The following is a 19,732-nucleotide window of genomic DNA, read 5'->3' on the forward strand; positions in this document are numbered from 1 at the left end:
ATGGCAAAACGGTCAAAACGGGTAATCGGATTGGTAGGCATAGTGAGCAGGATGGCGAATTGGAATGCGGATTTTACAGGGCTTCCCAAGACTACGAGCGATGGAATTATTTTTGGCAGCGATAAGGCTTTGAAGTACAGTATCAAACGGCTGTGGCAGGAGCAGGGGGAGCAGGTGCTGTATATTCGTTCGTACAAATTGGGCAAGGGTAAAGAGGGCGAGAAAATGCAGCCCCGCGATTTAAAAGAGCGCTACCAGCATTTGTTCAATGAAGAGGTGTCCAAGGATTCGACGACTGTGTTGAAGCGTTTGTTCTCTTGCATCGATGTGATGAATTTCGGAGCGACGTTTGCGATTGAAGGGCAAAATCTGGGCTTGACCGGAGCCGTGCAGATCGGGCAGGGCTTTAATAAATATGCGTATTCGAACGTCGAGGTGCAGGATATTCTGTCGCCTTTCCGCAATTCCAACGAGAAGAGTGAAGACAAAGACGCCACAACGATCGGGAAAAAAACAACCGTGAATGAGGCGCACTACATTTATCCGTTCACGGTCAATCCGACCCACTATGATGGATATATCGGACTTCAGGGGATGGACGGTTTTGAAGGTTATACGGAGGAAGCGTACGAAGCTTTTAAAGAAGGCGCCCTAACCGGGGCAACGGCGCTGAACACGAACAGTAAGGCAGGTTGCGAGAATGCGTTTGGTCTGTTCATTGTGTTTAAGGAGAACGCCCGGACGTATTTGCCGAGCCTGGATTCCTATGTTCGCGTCTATAAGGAAGACGGCCATGCGGGAGAGCTGCCCGGAACCGTATACGATTTGAGCGCTATTTCCCCGCTGCTTGCTGCGATTCAGGAGCAGATTGAATGTGTCGAGCTTTATGTGAATCCTTATGCTGCAGAGGTTCGACTGAATGCGGAGGGGCTGCGGCGTTACAACCTGTTCAGCAGGACTGAGCTGTAGGGCAGCTTGCTGCGGTACGTGAAATTTAACGTTAAGGGGGATGCCATGCGTGCGCTCCGATTTGAGTTGAAAGGCGAGACGGCATTTTTTAAAAAGCCGGACGTCAATGTATATGCTTATTTTACTTACAGCCATATTCATAAAGTCGCTTTGTTTGGCCTGTTAGGCGCAGTGCTTGGGCTTGGCGGGTACATGCAGCAGTACGACGAGAATTATCCGTTGTCTGCGAACAGAAAGAAAGCGGAGCTTTTGAGGGTATTTCCGGAGTTTTACGAGGTATTTCGGTGTGCCCGAATCGGTATTGTCCCGCACGGTGATCGCGGTTATTTTGCCAAGAAGATTCAAATATTCAACAATACCGTCGGCTATGCCAGCCAGGAAGAAGGCAGCGTGCTGAACGTGCGGGAGCAATGGCTGGAAAAGCCGCATTGGACCATCTATGTGGCTGACGACGAGGGATTGCCTTCCGGCATCTTCGATAGGCTGGCCGATAGCTTCCTGCGATCGCAAAGCGTGTATATGCCGTATCTCGGCAAGAACGATCATCCGGCATCGATTGGGGAGCCGGTGATTGTCGAGCTGGCTGAGGAGGCACGGCCCCGCTTCATAGATTCGCTCCATCGCGCCGAGCATATCCGCTATGATGCGGAAGGAGAGCCTAAGCCGGGGCAGCGGCTCAGCTTTTTTAAGGAATTTATGCCCGTCGGTTTGAATGAGGCGAATAACGGATACGTGTATGAAGCACTTGTGCTGACGAATCAGGAAGTGGATGCGGATGATTTCTGCGAAAGCGATCTGATGAACTTATTTTGCGATGGGGATCGCATCATTTATTTTATATAGGCGACGAGCGGGACAGGGGGACGAACGATGGGACTGAGCGCATATTTGACGGAGGGGGCGGAGACGCTGCTGCTGGCGCATACGGCCAGGGAGGGAACGGGGGCGCTTCCGGAAACGCTTCTTGACCATTCCAATCGGGTGCTGGCTTTTATGGAGAAGCTAAATGTAGTGAATGGCTTGGCGGCTTCCGTGGAACGCGCAATCGGCCGGTTGGGGATCGATGGTTTGCCGCTTGAACCTGCTGCTCAGGAAATGATCAAAACATGGTTCACCCAGGCGATCTATTTGCACGATCTCGGCAAGCTCAATCCGATGTTCCAAATGAAGCGGATGCGCAATCCGGGGATCGGGAAGCTGCGCTTGTTGTCCGGCGATTCGAAGCATGCGCTGCTCTCGGCCCTGCTGTACCTGCATATTCATCTTCCTGACATTGAGCAAATCGAGCTTGCCGGCGACTACAAGCGAACCCGGTCGGTTCGTAAGCTTCTAAGGCATGTGCTGTATGTATTTGCTTATATCATTTCCCGGCACCATACCTATTTGGTCAGCAATGAAGAACTGAATGGCGACGGTTTGTCACGTTTTGAAGAAGAACTCGAAACGCTGCACAAGCAGCTTGTCCGCAATCCCGACCATTTGTATTATTACAGGTACAAAAAGCAGCTTTTGAACCCGTCGGGCGACACGGCGAACGGGCCAATTTATGATCAGATCAGCGAACGAAGGGGGCAGCGCTTAATGGATAAGCATGCGCCCTTTCCTTTCTATGTGCTTACCAAATTACTGTACTCGACGATGGTGGCGTGCGACTTCTATGCCACCCATGCTTATGACAGCGGGGCTGAACTGCCGTTTCGCTATTTCGGACAAAACAACCCGCTTGGACCCGTGCTGGAGCAGTATCGGCAGACGGCTAATTATCGTACTGTCCAGACATATCGCAGCGATCCCGGGTCCGCAGATATCGCGCCAATCAATAGGCTGCGCGCATCCTTGTTCCTGGAGACCGAGCGGCAGCTTAAGATGTACAGGAATGAATATGTCTACAGCCTGGAGGCCCCTACGGGCTCGGGGAAAACGTTCATGTCGCTCAATCTGGCGCTGCAATTGCTGGATAGCGATCTTGGACTCAACAAGCTGGTGTATGTGTTTCCTTTTAATACGCTGATCGAGCAGACAAAGCAAACGCTGGATCAGATTTTTCCCGCAGATTTGCAGGAGCGCTATCGCATGGCTGTCGTGAATTCGGTAACTCCGATTGTAACCGAGCGTGAGCTGAACGCCGACAAGGCCCGGACGAATGAGCATGGGGAGCAGGAGCCGGATATTCCGCTCGATTACAGGGTTGAACTCATGCAGCGGCAAATGTTGCAATATCCGCTTACCTTAACCTCACATGTGAACTTTTTCAATTACTTGTTCGGGATTGGGCGAGAGTCGAACCTGGCATTTACGCATCTGTGCAACAGCGTTATCGTGATCGATGAAATCCAAAGCTACCGTAACCAAATCTGGAAGGAAATCATCCATTTCCTGCACGCTTTTGCCGAACTTATGAATATTCGGATCATTATCATGTCTGCGACGCTGCCGCAGCTGGATCTATTGATGGAAGACGGAGCTGCGAAGACCTGCCCTCTGGTGCCGGAGCGTGAGCTTTATTTTCATCATCCGCTGTTTCGCGAGCGGGTGCGGCTGCATTTTGAGCTGCTGCAGCATAAAGAGATTGACGAGGATACGCTGCTTGAAGAAGTGATGGCTGTGCTGGATGAGCGGAAGTCACGTGGGAAGCCGACGCGCTTGCTGATCGAATTCATTACCAAGAAAACGGCGCGGAGTTTCTATAATAGGCTGCGTGAATGGTGGCGGGACACGCCTGTTTTCGAACTGACGGGAGACGACAGCAACCTGCTGCGGAAGCAGGTTCTGAGCAAATTGGGCAAGGATGCGGCCGGGGAATTTATTTTGCCCGATGTGGTCGTGGTCGCCACACAAGTCATCGAAGCGGGTGTCGATATCGATATGGATGTCGGGTTCAAAGATATTTCGATACTCGACAGCGAGGAACAATTTCTCGGACGGATTAATCGATCTTGCTTGCGGACGGATTGCCATGCTTACTTTTTCAATATGTTTGAGGCTGGACAAGTGTACCGTGACGATTGGCGCACGGAGCTGGACCTGCGTTCGAGTGATTACCAACAGATGCTGCTCAATAAGGATTTTAGCGGCTTTTACCGCCTGTGCATGAACAGGTTGAACGAACAGCGTGCCCAAGGCAACTTGAAGCATTGGTCGAATCTCCTCGCCTCTGTACAAAAGCTGGATTATCCGGATATTGAACAGCGTATGAAACTTATTACCGATAAAACCTATACGCTTTTCATTGACCATGAAATCGTTTATACGAATGAATCGGGCCAGCTTGTGACGCTGAACGGCGAGCAGGTCTGGGAAAAGTTCAAGCATCTCATGGCTGACAAGGAATTGGACTATGCCGAACGTGTAGTCAGGCTCTCGCAAACGCGGGAGAAAATGGCTTATTTTATCTACAGCTACGGACCGGAGCGCAAGGGTAGGCAAGGGGAACCTGGGGTGTACAGCGAGCGAATTGGAAGCCTGTATTATGTGCCTTACGGTGAACGGTTTATGATCGAAGATAAGATGACAGGGGCTAAAAAGTTCGACCACAGCGCTTATGCGGCTGAGGAGGGGTCTTGTATAAAAACCGTTTCGCAAATCTATCATACCCATTTGGATCAATCGATCAGCTTCCTGAACGAGCCGGAGTGACCGCAGGTTTTCATTGAGTCTCGATCTGGCTGAGCCGTTCAAGCCGCTGATCGTATTCCGCACCATTTTTGAAGTCGTTAATAACCGTAAAGTTCAAATCAGCAAGCATTTTGACAAGAAATATAATTATTGTCTGCTAAATGAAGCAGGCCGCGATGTGTTTATAACGGCGCTGGAGGAACGTCTGCAAAAAGTATTTGATCATGGCAAGATGAAGCGAAAGCTGAGCTACCTCACGGCGATTAAATACGATGCTTACAAGCTGAAGAAGCATATCGTCGAAGGAACGCCATTCATGCCTTTTCTGGAAAAAGAGCGGAAGTGAGTTGGTCATTGTGCCAAAAGGGAAAAATTACAACTACGTGATTTTGGTGTATGATATCGGGGAAAAACGTGTAGGAAAAGTGTACAAAATATGCAAGCAATATCTGGTCTCGTTTCAAAAGTCGGTCTTTCGCGGTGAGATCACACCATCTAATTTGATCAAGCTCAAAGATGATCTGAAAAAGGTAATCGATAAGAGCGTTGATTTTGTAGCTTTGTTTAAAATGACGGGTGATTACGTCTTCGACGAAGAAGTTATCGGAGTTCGTTTTCATAATCAGGAATCCATGCTGTTGTAGTTTTTCCCAACCGGCAATGGCGGGAAATATGGCGTGAGCCTTAGAGCCGTAAGGCTTAGGGGGCAATTCAGCTGTAAAATTCTCCAACACTATCTCCGGTTGGGAAAAAATTGATAAATCCTTATGGCTGTAGTAGAATTTGGCTATGGATGATTTGGAAAAGCTTGATTTTATTAGCATTTAACCGTAACACTAGGTGTATTGAAACCCGTAGCGGCGGCCGAATACAATATTTGAGGAAACCATTTAACCGTAACACTAGGTGTATTGAAACCTCTCGGTTCGATTTACTTTTTCCTGAAAGTTTTGGATTTAACCGTAACACTAGGTGTATTGAAACGTGTCTTTCAATCTCCTTGCCTCCTTCCTTTCTACGTATTTAACCGTAACACTATGTGTATTGAAACCGTTGTGTTTGTGCTACCCACGAGCACATCCAAATAATTTAACCGTAACACTACGTATATTGAAACTGGTTTCCATGGTCGCTTGAGAACCTTGTTTGGCGATTTAACCGTAACACTACGTGTATTGAAACGATTTTGAATGGATGGAAGATGACAAGGGCGCTGCTTATTTAACCGTAACACTACGTGTATTGAAACTACAAGTTGGGCAGGAGGTCTATGTATTCGCACACATTTAACCGTAACACTACGTGTATTGAAACACGCAAATGCAGCACCCTCCATGCCGTTGCCGGCGCATTTAACCGTAACACTACGTGTATTGAAACAAAGCGTGATCAACCATAATTTGTACTCTGACCCAAATTTAACCGTAACACTACGTGTATTGAAACTCTGGAACGTAGAGGCCGTCGAACTGCCGAATTGGTAATTTAACCGTAACACTACGTGTATTGAAACAGCAATTGCATACCACAACAGGCCGCTGAAATCCTATTTAACCGTAACACTACGTGTATTGAAACTCCTGACATAGATCGAAGAGAACTCGACTATCCTTCATTTAACCGTAACACTACGTGTATTGAAACACTCCTCCAGCTGCCTGTCGCGGTCGGCCAAGTCCTATTTAACTGTAACACTACGTGTATTGAAACTAGCCAATGATTGGATCGTATGGAGCGGAACCGGTCATTTAACCGTAACACTACGTGTATTGAAACACGATAATGAGTACGAAAATTGGTTGAAAGATATGGATTTAACCGTAACACTACGTGTATTGAAACTGCTGAATCAAGCGGAAAGGATCTCGGGCAAATGTATTTAACCGTAACACTAGGTGTATTGAAACTAGTTTGCCATCGTATTCCGTTCACCTCCGATTATAATTTAACCGTAACACCATGTGTATTGAAACATTGAAGCTCTATACAAAGAATACAAATGCGACGATATTTAACCGCAACACCATGTGTTTTGAAACCGGTCAACGATGTTCATTGCAACTGGAGCGTCGCATTTAACCGTAACACCATGTGTATTGAAACTGGAAGAGGACGGCAGCATGTTCAGCCGGGGCCCCAAATTTAACCGTAACACTATGTGTATTGAAACAACATTTCATATCGCTGGGAAACAAGCGTAAGGGATTTAACCCGAAACACTACCTGTTTTGAAACTGGGTTTGATGATCGTCTTAAGGATCATTATTATGCATTTAACCGTAACACTTTGTATATTAAGAGCAGCGCCGTGGAGGGCCCGCTAAGGCGTGCTTTGTCCGAATTTCCGCAGCGAGAAACCGCTGTATACACTGCAAGAAGATGCAAAGAATGGGATCGCGAACGTGAAGCAGCTGCCGGGACAAGTAACGAAAGCAATCGTGAGTACGATAAAGGAATTTGAAGAAGCGAGTCCGAACCGGAAAGCGGAAATGCTGGGCTATGGCATCGAGAAAACGGCAGAAGTCTTTGTACCGTTAGGGGCCGTTGTACGAAGTGTGAAGGGAGCGGAGGAACTGAGTGTCCTCACNAAAGCGGAAATGCTGGGCTACGGCATCGAGAAAACGGCAGAAGTCTTTGTACCGTTAGGGGCCGTTGTACGAAGTGTGAAGGGAGCGGAGGAACTGAGTGTCCTCACATCGAATGCAAGTAAGGCAACCACTCCGATGAAGGCGGAAAGCCCAATTGTTCCGTTGGTGAAGCAAGCTGAGGGGACGGGTAATGTTTTAAACAAAAATGCTGACCCGTTTTATGATATTTTTTGTCCTGGTCTTAAATCTCATCCAGAGGAATGGAATCAAATTATTAAAGATATAGAGAATCTAGGAGGTAAAGTGAAGTTTAGAGATGATGGGTCTACGGGGTATTGCTTCGTTGAGTGCGCTACTCCATGAATATCAACACTTTTTGGATGATATGAAAATAGGATGGGGAGGTATGAGTACTCTTTACGATTTTAAGACTAGAGTAATATGGGAGTTAAGGGCCTGTTATGAAGGAGATAAGAGAAGCAGAAAAATTAGGTTACAAAGAAGTAGCTGAACAATTATGGAAAAATTACAGAGCGGAAAGAAATAAAATACTAGATGATTTTGGCCCGTTGCCATAAGTCAGGAGGAATTATGCGGAAATTTAGTTTAATAAAAGACATCCAAGATGATAAACTAACAGAAGATGAATTAATTGAATGTCTGGATATCGAACATAATTATGTATTAAGTAATTGTATCAGGAAATTGTACAATTCAAAATTTCTAATCAAGCGGTCATTGAGAAATTGGCAAAAAGAGGAGAATTATTGAGCGATGCAAATAACTTAATGGGCATATATAAAGTAGGTCACTTAGCTTTATCCGCACTATACTTACTAAATACTAATGAGTCAGTTGCTAGATATAATTTAGAAATGGTTAAATTGAACGAATGGGACAAGGAATGCGTAGAAAAAATTAAACAAAGTGATTTTTTCAATTAAAAATTTTGGAGATGTTCGATGAGTAATGGAACAAAAGAAGTCACTGAAGAAGATGTAAAAAGGATTGCACTTGAATATATTTCACAGAACCCATCTTCTGCGTTTAATCTGACACTAGTGAACATCAATAAAAGTAGTAGCCGATATCCTTGTTGGTCAGTTATCTTTGAAATGCAAAACCAAAATGGAAATATCGTAGATGGTCCGTAGTTTTAGGAATAGACGAATACGGAGAAGTCATTTTTGTTGGTTAGTATTAAGAAGGTGGCAATTGGAAACCCGATTGCCACCTTCTTAATTCCCAATTTAAGATTACAACTTAGGGGACGGGTGAACCTGAATTTCGAAAGCCCATAATATAAGCCTTCGTTTTAGAAGATACTAGATTTGTTCTGTAAAAATTAGGATGTTGTTCCAGCGGAATTGATTACGATTTTCGAAATGCGAATACTTCTTCCCCCTGCCCACTGAAGGGGCTTTGTGCGATTTCTACGTAAAATTTTGGGCCAGCGTCATTCCAGCAAACCTAATGATAAATTGTGGCCATTATTACAAGCATGGGAACAGGGCGATCAAGCCTTATCTTGATTGGCTGAAAAAAGATGTACCTGATATTTTGCCACGTATCAAGCATGTACCTCAATTGCTAAGTGTAGAAGGTGAAATATGGTGGCGGTTTTACGAAACATTTTCCTCGATTTTACCCGAAGATTTTGCAATGAACCGTAGAGTGAAGCGCCCACCGGACAATCCATTGAACGCGCTTATCAGTTTTGGCAATATGATCTTGTATACAAAAACCGTTTCGCAAATCTATCATACCATTTAGATCAATCGATCAGCTTCTATAACGGCGTTGGAGGAACGCCTGCAAAAAGTATTTGATCATGGCAAAATGAAGCGAAAGCTGAGCTACCTTACAGCGATTAAATACGACGCTTACAAGTTGAAGAAGCATATCGTCGAAGGAACGCCATTCATGCCTTTTCTGGAAAAAGAGCGGAAGTGAGTTGGTCATTGTGCCAAAAGGGAAAAATTACAACTACGTGATTTTGGTGTATGATATCGGGGAAAAACGTGTAGGAAAAGTGTACAAAATATGCAAGCAATATCTGGTCCCGTTTCAAAAGTTGGTCTTTCGCGGTGAGATCACACCATCTAATTTGATCAAGCTCAAGGATGATCTGAAAAAGGTAATCGATAAGAGCGTTGATTTTGTAGCTTTGTTTANCTGGTCCCGTTTCAAAAGTTGGTCTTTCGCGGTGAGATCACACCATCTAATTTGATCAAGCTCAAGGATGATCTGAAAAAGGTAATCGATAAGAGCGTTGATTTTGTAGCTTTGTTTAGAATGACGGGTGATTATGTCTTCGACGAAGAAATTATCGGAGTTCGTCTTCATAATCAGGAATCCATGCTTTTGTAGTTTTTCCCAACCGGCAATGGCGCGATATATAGCGTGAGCCTTAGAGCCGTAAGGCTTTGGGGGCGATTCAGCTGTAAAATTCTCCAACCCTATCTCCAGTTGGGAAAAAATTGATAAATCCTTATGGCTGTAGTAGAATTTGGCTATGGATGATTTGAAAAAGCTTGATTTTATTAGCATTTAACCGTAACACTAGGTGTATTGAAACTTTCTTCGTCCAGGATGAGTGCCGCTGCCTTCTCGAATTTAACCGTAACACTAGGTGTATTGAAACTGCACGTACATATGTATAAAATGCTGTATTTTGTACATTTAACCGTAACACTAGGTGTATTGAAACTATCTTCCGGTGTGGTATCTACGACGCGCCGTATGAATTTAACCGTAACACTAGGTGTATTGAAACAGTATGCCATCCGCGATCAGAACGACGTCGCCTGTGATTTAACCGTAACACTAGGTGTATCGAAACAGCGATTGGGAATTAACCGATTCGTCTTTACCCTTTATTTAACCGTAACACTAGGTGTATTGAAACCCTAATAGCCTTGCTCAAATCGTCTGAAATTTGTGAAAATTTTAAATGGAACTCTTTTTTGGGATTGCCTTCGGCAGATTGAACTATCGTTTCTCAATTGTGGCACTGTTCTCCGCAACCATAAATATCACCTCTATGCTAAAATTCAATTTGATATCTTTCATCGAGAGGGTGTTGTTATTTTGATTAGAAAAGCGTTTCTGAGTGATTCCCAAGAGATCGCTAGACTTTCAAGCCAATTGGGCTATCCAGTGGATGTCTCCCAACTTAAAGAGAGACTCCAATATATCTCTAACCACAACGATCATATTGTTTATGTGATGGAATCAAACCACGTTTTGTTCGGATGGATTCATGCTAATGTACGTTTCTTAATCGAATCGTCACCATTTGTTGAGATAGTTGGACTTGTAGTCGACAGTATCTATCGAGGAAATGGGATTGGCAAACAATTAGTACAAGCATGTGAGCAATGGGCAGTAGAATCCGGATTCACAAAAATTAGAGTGCGTACCAATCAGACTAGATCAGATGCCGTCCAATTCTATAATCGAATTGGTTTTACAATTAAAAAATCGCAGCATGTGCTTGATAAAGAAATTTAGCGATCGACACCATTCGTTGCTTTTTGGGGGTAAATTTAACCCGATTTATTATATATTTAATCGACTTTATTATGAAATAAGCAACTTTATTATCAACAACAGCTCGCATCTATTTACGGCGCGCGTAACTTTCAGCTGCGCATATGATCTCATGAATCCCGTCTATTATCTAGGTGTGCGGGATTTGCCGATTACAAAAAGAGCGGAAGTGAGTTGGTCATTGCGCCAAAGGGGAAAAATTACAACTACGTGATTTTGGTGCATGATATCGGGGAAAAACGTGTAGGGAAAGTGTATAAAATATGCAAGCAATACCTGGTTCCGTTTCAGAAGTGGTCTTTCGCGGCGAGATCACGCCATCTAATTTGATCAAGCTCAAAGATGAAATGAAAAAGGTAATTGATAAGAGCGTTAATTTTGTAGCTTTGTTTAAAATGACGGGCGATTATGTCTTCGACGAAGAAGTTATCGGAGTCCGTCTTCATAACCAGGAATCTATGCTGTTGAAGTTTTTCCCAACCGGCAATGGCGGGAAATATGGCGTGAGCCTAAGAGCCGTAAGGCTTTGGGGCAATTCAGTTGTAAAATTCTCCAACCCTATCTCCGGTTGGGAAAAAATTGATAAATCCTTATGGCTGTAGTAAAATTTGGCTATGGATGATTTGAAAAAGCTTGATTTTATTAGCATTTAACCGTAACACTAGGTGTATTGAAACCGATTAAACGAACTGAACACATTCACTTCGATGGGAATTTAACCGTAACACTAGGTGTATTGAAACCGCAGTACAGGTTAGGATTGGCGCCCATATTTCTTACATTTAACCGTAACACTAGGTGTATTGAAACCTCTGAAACCGAATGACGATCGTCTTGGCATCCGGCTATTTAACCGTAACACTAGGTGTATTGAAACTAGTAGCCGACATTACCGGCCGCGGTACTGCCCGGAATTTAACCGTAACACTAGGTGTATTGAAACTTAGGGACCGCCCAGCTTCCTATCGAAGCGGTAGATATTTAACCGTAACACTAGGTGTATTGAAACTTTAATTATCACTTTAACTCTATGAGTAAGGATCTTATTTAACCGTAACACTAGGTGTATTGAAACCAGTATTAAGTTGGCTGGGTGTGATTTCCATACTCATTTAACCGTAACACTATGTGTATTGAAACAAGACGGGAATTATTTTAGAGTCGTCCCAATAAAGAATTTAACCGTAACATTACGTGTACTAAAACTTCCATCTGACATCCAAAACCGTTTTTCCAGTTCAGCTTCGAGTTTTCCTGCAATCATGTTAAAATAAGGGGAATATCGGCAGGGTAGCGAGATATTCTTCGTGAAACCGCCTGAACAAGAAGGTCTCTATTGCCACAGCGAAGACGCTAGCGTTCGTCTGCAAGTTCTGCGATTCTTCGTCGCCGGCAGCAGACTATTTATACGTAACAAGGGAGATACAACAATGAACAAAGCGGCAAAAGACGCCTTATGGGCGGATGCTAAGAAACGTTGCGGATTAAGCGATATAGAAATCCGGATGGCCAAGGAACTGGGGATGACGCCCAGGAGCTTGACGAAAAACATACCGTCCAAGACACAGATGTGGAAAGCGCCCGTACGCGAGTGGGTGAGAGAGCTTTATGAGAAAAAATTCGGCAGAAAGACGCCGATGGTCGCGTCTGCGGCAAACGCTGCAGCCAAACCGAAGCCTCAGCAAAAGGTTGAACCCGAACGGCCGCCCGTCGTGGATGCGGATTTGCCGTTCTAGGAGTCGGGCAATGGGTGTTGATCACCTATATGCCGCTTGCGCTTAACTTCAATCGGAAACGGAGGAGCAAGCTTGACGCAGCCAGTGACCGAAGTGACCGATGGCCGATGTCTCCGGCCGGATACTCTTTTAAACAATACTTACAAAATCGCCAACCATCTAGCTTCCAGCGAGCTGGCGATTGTCTATTTGGCTCATCATGCCGTAAGCGGGCAGGAGCTTGCGATCAAAGAGTTTTTTCCGAAGCCGCTTGCACTGCGGGATATCGACGGCAAAACAGCCGTATGCCGAAAGCCGTCGCTGCGGGAGAAATGGAGCGCGCTGCTGGAAGCTTTTCAAAGAGAGGGGCACATTCTGCAGCAGCTGCGCCATCCGAACATTGTCGGTTTTGCCGACATGTTCGAAGAGAACGGAACGATGTATCTAGTGACGGAATACAGCCGGGGGCAAACGCTCGATCGCAGCTTGCGAGGCGGCGAGTTGTTGTATGCAGCCGACACCATATACAAAACGCTGCTCCCGCTGGCCGCCGCCGTCGAAGCCGTTCATGCGGCCGGCGTCATTCACCGGGATCTCAAGCCGGGCAATATTATCGTGACGGACGACGGCAGGCCGCTGCTGCTGGATTTCGGTTCAGCCGTGTACGGCGATCGGCGTTCCGGTCATCCGATTGTGACCTCATCCGGATTTTCCGCTCTTGAGCTGTATTCGGAGAAAGCCAGGCAGGGCAAATACTCGGATACGTTCAGTTTTGCGTCGCTTCTCTACTATGTGATGACCGGAAATGTCCCCCTGGACGTATCCCGCCGGTTAGTGGAAGACCGGATCGAGCCGGTCAGACGGGTGAACCGGGAAGTGAACCCGTTGTCTTCGGCGATTGTGATGTGGGGGATGGCCGTACATGCCCGCAAAAGATGCCCTTCCATCAAGCTGCTCAAGGCAGCGCTGTATATCGAATATTTTCGCTTGAAACGAAAAGAACGCCAAAAAACCAACCCCCGTTTATGACAGGGCGTTGGTTTTTATTTCTTTGTAGCGCAGCTCGATTTCCGTGAGCCTGTCCTCGAAGGTGATGTAGACTTTGTCGTTGTAACGGATCGTTTCTTTTTTATTTTTGGCGATCGGCGTCCTGCCTTTTTCCACTGTGCAGCGGGTGTTGTGCTTGAACAGGAGAGTGCCGTTCTTGCCGGGTTCGATGAAGATGCGCTCCGATTCCGGCAGCGGTTCGTTCATATCGAGGCTGCTGAACAGCTCGCTGAGCCTTATCGCCCGCTGCTTTTCGAATGAGGACAAGGGCCAGTATTTGACGGGAATATCGTTACCGCTCGCCGTATGGAGGAAATAACCCTCTATTCGCCCGGCGAATTTGGGCTTCGGCCGAAGCAGCAGATAGACCAGCAGGCCGGCCAGCAGGGCCGCAAGCGCGATTCCTCCGGCGATGTAATAGCGGGTCCACACGGAGTGAACAGTGATGCTCAAGACGGAAGTGACGGCGCCTCCCTCCGGATCTTTGGCGGTAATCGTTACCGTGGATGTCCCGGTTTGCAAAGGAGTGACGGCCAAGGCGCCGTTGTTTTCCAAAGCGAAAGCGGCCGATTTGCCGGTGCTTCCCGAATCGATGATATAGGTCAACTCATCCATATTGGCATCTTTGAAATAGTTCGAAAGATTCAATTTTGCAGCGCCATTTTCCTTGGTTAACGTAACCGTTCCGTCCCCTGTTGCCACCGGAGGCGTATTGGTTAATTCCAGCTCGCTGACCCCGGTTTCCCGGTAAAAGTCCTGTCCGCTGAGCAGAACGCGGGTCTGATATTTCCCGGAGTGGCGGAACGTCGCATCGGCGGTGAAACCGTTGCCCTGCAGATTCATCGGGATTTTTTCTTCCTGCCCGGTGCTCAAATCTTTGACGATCAGCTCGGATTTGACAGCTTGATAGACATCGGCATCCGCCAGCTTCGAACCGTCGCCGGCCGTTCGCTTCAGAAAAGACGAGAAGGCGGCCGGAATGCCTTTGACGGCTTGCGGAACGTCCACCCCGGCTTGCAGGCTGTAATTATTCAGCAGGCTGATTTTCACAAGATCGCCGGGACTGCCCTTGAACTTCAACAGATAGCTGCCTTTTTGCGGCTGGGGCATTTTCATCAGCGAATATTTGGCGGATTTGTAAAAACGAATGCGGTTCGCGTTGGCGTACAGCTGCGTTTCCGCAATCGGATGCTCGGAAAGCAAGATGATGTTCGCCTCGTTAACGCTTGAGTTCGGGATGCTGACGCTCACTTCCTGCAGTTCCCCGGTTGCCGTCACGGCAGCGACGGGGACAAGCACGGAACGGATCTGTTTGGCAAAAATTTTGTTGAAAATTTCCGGCAGATCGGCGGCGCTTTCCGTGATGTACGAGGCCCCGCCGGTCTTGGCGGCAATCGTCTCAAGCTGGGGCGCATTGACCGAGCCGTCGCGATTCAAGCCGATCGTATAGATGGGGAAGCCTGCGGACTGGGCCTTTTCGATGACCCGTTCCACATCCCTATTGGAATCTTCCACGCTTCTTCCTGTGGATATAGGACCAAAGTCCGTGCCTCCGTCGGACAGCAAAATCATAAACGGCTGGGCGGAGCCATTTTTGCCGCTTGTCAAAAGCTCCTCCCCCCTGCTGAGCCCCAAGCCGAGATCGGTGTAACCGGAAAATTTCAGCGCCTCGATTTTTTTCTTCAGCTGTGTCTTTTGCTCCTCGGTCGAAAGCAAAGTCAGCGCCTGCTCGGCGACAACCTTATGATTGTAAGCCAGAAACCCGATGCGGGTGCGTTCGGTTTCGCTCATATCCATAAACATTTTAATGACTTCGGCGGCGATGCGGTCAGAATCGGTAGCGTTCATCGAATAGCTGGTATCCATGACGAACATCGCCGCCAAATCCGCATCGGGATCGCTTTGGGCGAGGGCGGTCCCGGCTGGCGGGCAGACGGACAGAGCCGAGAAGACGGCGATGGATACAAAGAAGCACGCCTTCCGGCATATCTTGATGATTTTGTTTGCAGCGAGCATTCGTTCACCTCTTTGTAACAAAAAATTTAAAATGAGTAAACCCTTTCCACGCAAGGGTTTTGGGCATTTTGCCAACAAGTGCCGTCAAAAATGTTAAATTATACACAGAATTACTTAGCATGTTAAGGTAATATATGGAACACTAGGGACATATTATTACAGAATATAGCATATGGGTAATAAATAATAATGGGGAAAAAGTCCTGGATTCGACAAATTATACATTAATTTTTCCAATGTTGACAAATTAAAATAACATCGCCTATGATGAATCCAAGACTAGGACTTATTCCCATAACGATTTGGAAAGGAGTAGGCTGTAAGATTCGCAGGCCACTGCTGCCGGGAGAATGGTTATAGCTGACACATCAGAATGGACATTATTAATCAGACCAATCGAACTATGTTGTTTGAGGAAATGAATCCGGAAAAGCTGGATCTCATGACCATAGTCGGGGACGTTCGGGGCATCGACAGCCTGAGCGACGACAAGATCAAGGAGATCAACCAGCATCTGCTTGTCAAAAGCTTTGACGAGTTTTTGGACAAATTTTCACCCAGCGTGTATTCGTTTTTTAATGCGGCCAATCAGAAGGTCATGTATACGCTGAAAAAGCCGGAAGGCATTTCCGATGACAGTGTCTCTGAAATCAAAATCGACCAAACGAACGATTTTCTGAAAATGCTGTTCACCTTGATCGACACGAAAAGAAGTCAGGGAATTACCAATGTGGACTTCAAATTTGAAAACTTGCTTGATATGATTTCGCCGAAGAAAGTGATGGACGATATCCGTCAGGTGCGCAAAGAAATACATTACATGTATGATTTGTACGACAAATTGGATGACGGCGATCCGAAAAAGCTCGATTTCGGCGACAAGCTGAACATCATGTTCGAAGATGCGAGCAAAAATTACAACAACGTGATGGCGATGCTTCCGCTTGCGATCGAGGACATCAAGACAAGACTGCTCCTTGGAAGCGCGCAGGAGGAGAATCAGTCCGAAGTCATTCAAATCGGCCAGTTGATGATCGGGGAAACCGGGGAACTGAAAATTATCGAAGCGCCCAAAAGCGACAACATGCAGCTGATGGTTATGGACGAAAACAGCGGAAACGGGCTGATCGGCGTGTTTGAGGACGATTACGACTCGGTGTCCGACACCCCTTCTTCTTACGTGAAGGATCTTGTGGTCCGGACCTTCTGCCCGCTCCCTGCGGTGCAAAGCCAGATCGATGTCGAGACGGAAGTTCAGAACTACAACACCTATCTTGAATTTTACAAAAACGCTAAAGACGAATTTGTCAAAACGGTCAAGCCGCTGGTGGAAAAAATATTGGGCGTGAAAATGTTCTTCGACCAGTATTCGACCAAAAACAAAGGCATGCAGCCGTCGCTGCTCATTACCAACACGAAGCTGGACATGATCGTAAAAAGCAGCAACATTCCAAGGCTGGAAACGTACCTGAACACGGTCAACTCGAAAAACGATTTCTCCGATACGATCTGGTTCGGCATCGTTCCTTCCGTACAGCTGGAGTCCTCCGGGGCGTCGAAGGTCAGCAGAGAGCGCTTCAAGGGCAACGAGAAGGTGGTCAAGCAGGACGGCAACACGATGGAATCCTTGTCCATGCTGCTGCAGGTCATCAAAGATTACAAAGTGCAAGTTTTCTTCAGCTTCGAAACCGGCGAGGAAACGACGTTCAACAGCATGGCAACTTCCGGCATCGATAAATATATCGACAAATGCGGCGTGCTGGTCAGAAAAGACTACAGCGAGTTTGCCGTCCCGTGCGTGCCTAACTTCACGATTATACCGAAGGATAAGTCCGGCGTAATCATAGACAGCAAAATGCTGCAAACCGAAGAGGGCGTCAAGCTGTCGAAGGAGAAGGAAGATGTCCTCAAGCTGTGGATCGAAGGAGTCTATGTCGGTGCGGCTTATGTAGGAGCCGGCATTGTGGCGGCCTATCAGTGCCCTGAATACTTGCGCGAAGCGTTCAAGAACGTAAGCAAGGAATTCCCGGGCGTCCGCTTCGATATCGAAGCCGGAGAGAACAGTCTCAGAGCGATAACGACGATGGCGAAGGAAATTTCCGGTTTTACGAACAACATCAAGGATTCGATCAACAGGAAAAACTTCGGCTTCGTATTTTCCTCCGAGAACGCGCAGCTGCAGGGCAAAGACATCAAGCGGATTACCGTCTACAAGGCGAGAAGCCTTGCTTCGGCGGAAGACGGCTTCGACTCCCTGTACAAGACGCTGGTCAGCACCTACATTGAGCGCATTTTGCGGTTCCAGACCGGGGACTTCAAGCATGACAACATCGTCAAGTTTTTCAGCAACAATCCGAACAGCCAGAAGAGCAGGTGGCTGGGCACACGCGGCTTCGTGAATTCGATTATCCATGACGGGGACGACATGAGCTACATCATCGACGACAAGAGCAACTTGTGTCACATCGATCTCGTGTATAACGGCAACGTGAAAAACCTGGAGGTCATGATTACCAAAGGGACGACCCCCGTTAAAGCCTAATGAGCCGGATAGCCGCATTCATACAGGTGTTAAGGGGAAGTTTTCACAAACTGAACCTTCAGCATATATTCCGCAAGCGGACCCCGCTTTCGGAGCACACATTTATTATTAAGGAGGATTTTTCAATGGGATTCAAACTTAAAGTGGAAGGCGCAGAAACAATCGAGCTGGGATTGGACAATATCCAAACCGTCAAGTATGAAACGGATACACCGGACGATTCCAACGCAAGATCGACGGATGTAGGAGCTTTTCTGAAAATTTCGGGCAAAATCATTACGGCAACGGACGGCGACAGCGCTGACGACACGATGAAGCTGGCTCTGTGGTCGCTCGTACCGGCGGAAAAAGCCGATTGCTACAGAAAAGTGACCCTCGAAGTGATTGCAGCCGATCAGGTAATTCGCAAAATTTATTTCCCTAACGCATTCGTCGTGGATTACAGCGAGCGTTTCGGAGATACCGAAGGCGTCGGCGAATTCACCATTTTCATCAAGCAGAAGAAAGATAAAACGGAATTCACGACGGTCGAAGGCGGTTATGCCGTTTAAACGGCAGAAGCCATACGCGAATGAAAAGTAGGTTAAGGGGCAGCAGCCCCTTACCTATTTTTTGCAATTATTCTGGTTGCAAGGATGAATAAGATGAGCGATTATTACGAGCTGCTGGGTGTTTCGCGTCAAGCTTCAGCGGACGAAATCAAGAAGGCGTACAAGCGTCTGGCGAAGAAGCACCATCCCGACGCCAATGCCGGCAGCAAGGAATCGGAGAAGCTGTTCAAGCAGGTGAATGAAGCGTACAACACGCTGTCCGACGCTTCGGCGAGAGCGGCGTACGACGCCCGATTGAACGCGAGGAAGGAAGCGCCAGCAGGCGGAAACACCGCTTCCGGGGAGCGCGCGCAGAGCGGCCGGCAGCAGTTCGACATGAGCGGACTGGACAAGCAGTTCTCGCGATTTTTCGGCTTTCATCCGAAAGAAGGGGAAGCCGGCCTGAAGCCGAAAGGCGGGAAAAATCCCGTCGATACGAGCGCCATGTTCGATGCCTATTTTGGCATCAAGAAAAAATAATACCGGAGGAAGACGCAACGGGGGTAATGAAAATGAAGGATGCAACCGGGACCCCGCAGCCGGGCGCAGGTAAATCCGGCTGGGTCGCCGCAATCGATTGGATGATCGCCCTGACCGCGATTGCGGCTTTGATGTATACATACATATGGAATCCGCTCCTTGCTTTGAAATACGTCGTCGGAGGCGCAGCCGTCGTCTGCGCCATCCTGTACGGGATCAAGGCTTACAGGAAGCCGCCAATGCCGGGCGCGTACCGCAAAGAATCGGCGGGAACCGGCATTGCCAAGCTGACTTTGCTGGGCGACGACGGCGAAAAAATCAAGGAATGGTTCATCCAGGGGGAAACGTCCTTGTTGATCGGCAAAAGCTCGGGCCAGCAGGAGGTTGAAATCGATTTGGCCGATGCGGAATACGCAGCTTTGATCAGCAAGCAGCACGCTGTGCTCAATTACGCCTCCGGGTCCTGGTATTTGGAAGATCTGGATTCGCGCAACGGGGTCGGGATCAAAAAGAAGGGATCGGCCGGTAAACAGGCGCTGACGGACGAGCAGCCGTATAAAGTGGAGTCGGGAGACACGATTTACATCGCCAATACGAGGCTGCTGGTGAAGTAAGCCG

The 19,732-nt window shown here is 47.2% G+C and carries 18 protein-coding genes, 1 pseudogene and 2 CRISPR repeat arrays; of the genes and pseudogenes, 18 read left to right on the plus strand and 1 reads right to left on the minus strand.

All coding sequences use genetic code 11. The features are described from left to right. From AC6RNO_RS24315 to AC6RNO_RS24380, 14 genes and pseudogenes are all read left to right on the plus strand, one after another. A complete protein-coding gene (locus AC6RNO_RS24315; protein WP_497107050.1) occupies positions 1-969 on the plus strand; it encodes a type I CRISPR-associated protein Cas7 in 969 nt (322 codons plus the stop codon). A 45-nt stretch (positions 970-1,014) separates the two neighbouring features. After that, a complete protein-coding gene (gene cas5b, locus AC6RNO_RS24320) occupies positions 1,015-1,812 on the plus strand; it encodes a type I-B CRISPR-associated protein Cas5b (RefSeq protein ID WP_497107051.1) in 798 nt (265 codons plus the stop codon). A 27-nt stretch (positions 1,813-1,839) separates the two neighbouring features. Continuing rightward, complete coding sequence (gene cas3 / locus AC6RNO_RS24325; protein WP_497107052.1) at positions 1,840-4,605, plus strand: CRISPR-associated helicase Cas3'; 2,766 nt, start codon at positions 1,840-1,842, stop codon at positions 4,603-4,605. 13 nt (positions 4,606-4,618) lie between these two features. Next, complete coding sequence (locus AC6RNO_RS24330) at positions 4,619-4,930, plus strand: CRISPR-associated endonuclease Cas1 (RefSeq protein ID WP_497107053.1); 312 nt, start codon at positions 4,619-4,621, stop codon at positions 4,928-4,930. Between the two features lie 7 nt (positions 4,931-4,937). Further along, the gene (gene cas2 / locus AC6RNO_RS24335) at positions 4,938-5,228 is read left to right on the plus strand and encodes a CRISPR-associated endonuclease Cas2 (protein WP_500097783.1); all 291 of its coding nucleotides are present in this window, start codon (positions 4,938-4,940) and stop codon (positions 5,226-5,228) included. Positions 5,229-7,939: 2,711 nt separating this feature from the next. Further along, positions 7,940-8,116: a hypothetical protein gene (locus AC6RNO_RS24340; protein WP_497107054.1), complete on the plus strand. Its 177-nt coding sequence runs from the start codon at positions 7,940-7,942 to the stop codon at positions 8,114-8,116. Positions 8,117-8,134: 18 nt separating this feature from the next. Then, positions 8,135-8,326, plus strand: a complete 192-nt coding sequence (locus AC6RNO_RS24345; RefSeq protein ID WP_497107055.1) for a hypothetical protein — start codon at positions 8,135-8,137, stop codon at positions 8,324-8,326. Between the two features lie 319 nt (positions 8,327-8,645). Further along, positions 8,646-8,945 carry a CRISPR-associated endonuclease Cas1 gene (locus AC6RNO_RS24350; protein ID WP_497107069.1) on the plus strand — a complete coding sequence of 100 codons (300 nt, stop codon included), beginning with the start codon at positions 8,646-8,648 and terminating at the stop codon, positions 8,943-8,945. A gap of 190 nt (positions 8,946-9,135) precedes the next feature. After that, positions 9,136-9,402, plus strand: coding sequence for a CRISPR-associated endonuclease Cas2 (gene cas2, locus AC6RNO_RS24355; RefSeq protein ID WP_500097782.1), 267 nt, complete (start codon positions 9,136-9,138; stop codon positions 9,400-9,402). Then, complete coding sequence (locus AC6RNO_RS24360; RefSeq protein ID WP_497107056.1) at positions 9,399-9,542, plus strand: CRISPR-associated endonuclease Cas2; 144 nt, start codon at positions 9,399-9,401, stop codon at positions 9,540-9,542. The genes cas2 (AC6RNO_RS24355) and AC6RNO_RS24360 overlap by 4 nt, the downstream gene beginning before the upstream one ends. Before the next feature lie 178 nt (positions 9,543-9,720). Beyond that, positions 9,721-10,081: direct repeats of the CRISPR family, unit length 30 nt; unit sequence ATTTAACCGTAACACTAGGTGTATTGAAAC. 181 nt (positions 10,082-10,262) lie between these two features. Next, the gene (locus AC6RNO_RS24365; RefSeq protein WP_497107057.1) at positions 10,263-10,685 is read left to right on the plus strand and encodes a GNAT family N-acetyltransferase; all 423 of its coding nucleotides are present in this window, start codon (positions 10,263-10,265) and stop codon (positions 10,683-10,685) included. A 219-nt stretch (positions 10,686-10,904) separates the two neighbouring features. Next, positions 10,905-11,191 (plus strand): annotated as a pseudogene (cas2, locus tag AC6RNO_RS24370) (CRISPR-associated endonuclease Cas2); the annotation flags it as partial. Positions 11,192-11,371: 180 nt separating this feature from the next. Then, positions 11,372-11,930: direct repeats of the CRISPR family, unit length 30 nt; unit sequence ATTTAACCGTAACACTAGGTGTATTGAAAC. 224 nt (positions 11,931-12,154) lie between these two features. Then, positions 12,155-12,460, plus strand: a complete 306-nt coding sequence (locus tag AC6RNO_RS24375; protein WP_497107059.1) for a hypothetical protein — start codon at positions 12,155-12,157, stop codon at positions 12,458-12,460. Positions 12,461-12,532: 72 nt separating this feature from the next. Next, entirely contained in the window at positions 12,533-13,468 is a 936-nt protein-coding gene (locus AC6RNO_RS24380) for a protein kinase domain-containing protein (protein WP_497107060.1), read from the plus strand. On the opposite strand, the gene AC6RNO_RS24385 is transcribed toward AC6RNO_RS24380, so the two are convergent. Beyond that, entirely contained in the window at positions 13,463-15,502 is a 2,040-nt protein-coding gene (locus AC6RNO_RS24385) for a VWA domain-containing protein (protein WP_497107061.1), read from the minus strand. The two genes, AC6RNO_RS24380 and AC6RNO_RS24385, sit on opposite strands and share 6 nt — an antisense overlap. A gap of 373 nt (positions 15,503-15,875) precedes the next feature. Between AC6RNO_RS24385 and AC6RNO_RS24390 the strand changes: the two genes are divergently transcribed. The 4 genes from AC6RNO_RS24390 to AC6RNO_RS24405 all read left to right on the plus strand — a co-directional run bounded on the left by AC6RNO_RS24390 (position 15,876) and on the right by AC6RNO_RS24405 (position 19,728). After that, complete coding sequence (locus tag AC6RNO_RS24390; RefSeq protein ID WP_488437526.1) at positions 15,876-18,044, plus strand: transcriptional regulator; 2,169 nt, start codon at positions 15,876-15,878, stop codon at positions 18,042-18,044. A 125-nt stretch (positions 18,045-18,169) separates the two neighbouring features. Further along, complete coding sequence (locus tag AC6RNO_RS24395) at positions 18,170-18,595, plus strand: membrane-associated protease 1 (protein ID WP_474683635.1); 426 nt, start codon at positions 18,170-18,172, stop codon at positions 18,593-18,595. A gap of 93 nt (positions 18,596-18,688) precedes the next feature. After that, entirely contained in the window at positions 18,689-19,114 is a 426-nt protein-coding gene (locus tag AC6RNO_RS24400) for a DnaJ domain-containing protein (RefSeq protein ID WP_497107062.1), read from the plus strand. A gap of 32 nt (positions 19,115-19,146) precedes the next feature. Beyond that, on the plus strand, positions 19,147-19,728 hold the full coding sequence (locus AC6RNO_RS24405; protein ID WP_497107063.1) for an FHA domain-containing protein: 582 nt from the start codon (positions 19,147-19,149) through the stop codon (positions 19,726-19,728). Positions 19,729-19,732 lie beyond the last annotated feature (4 nt).

It is taken from the genome of Paenibacillus sp. sgz302190 (assembly GCF_059820445.1).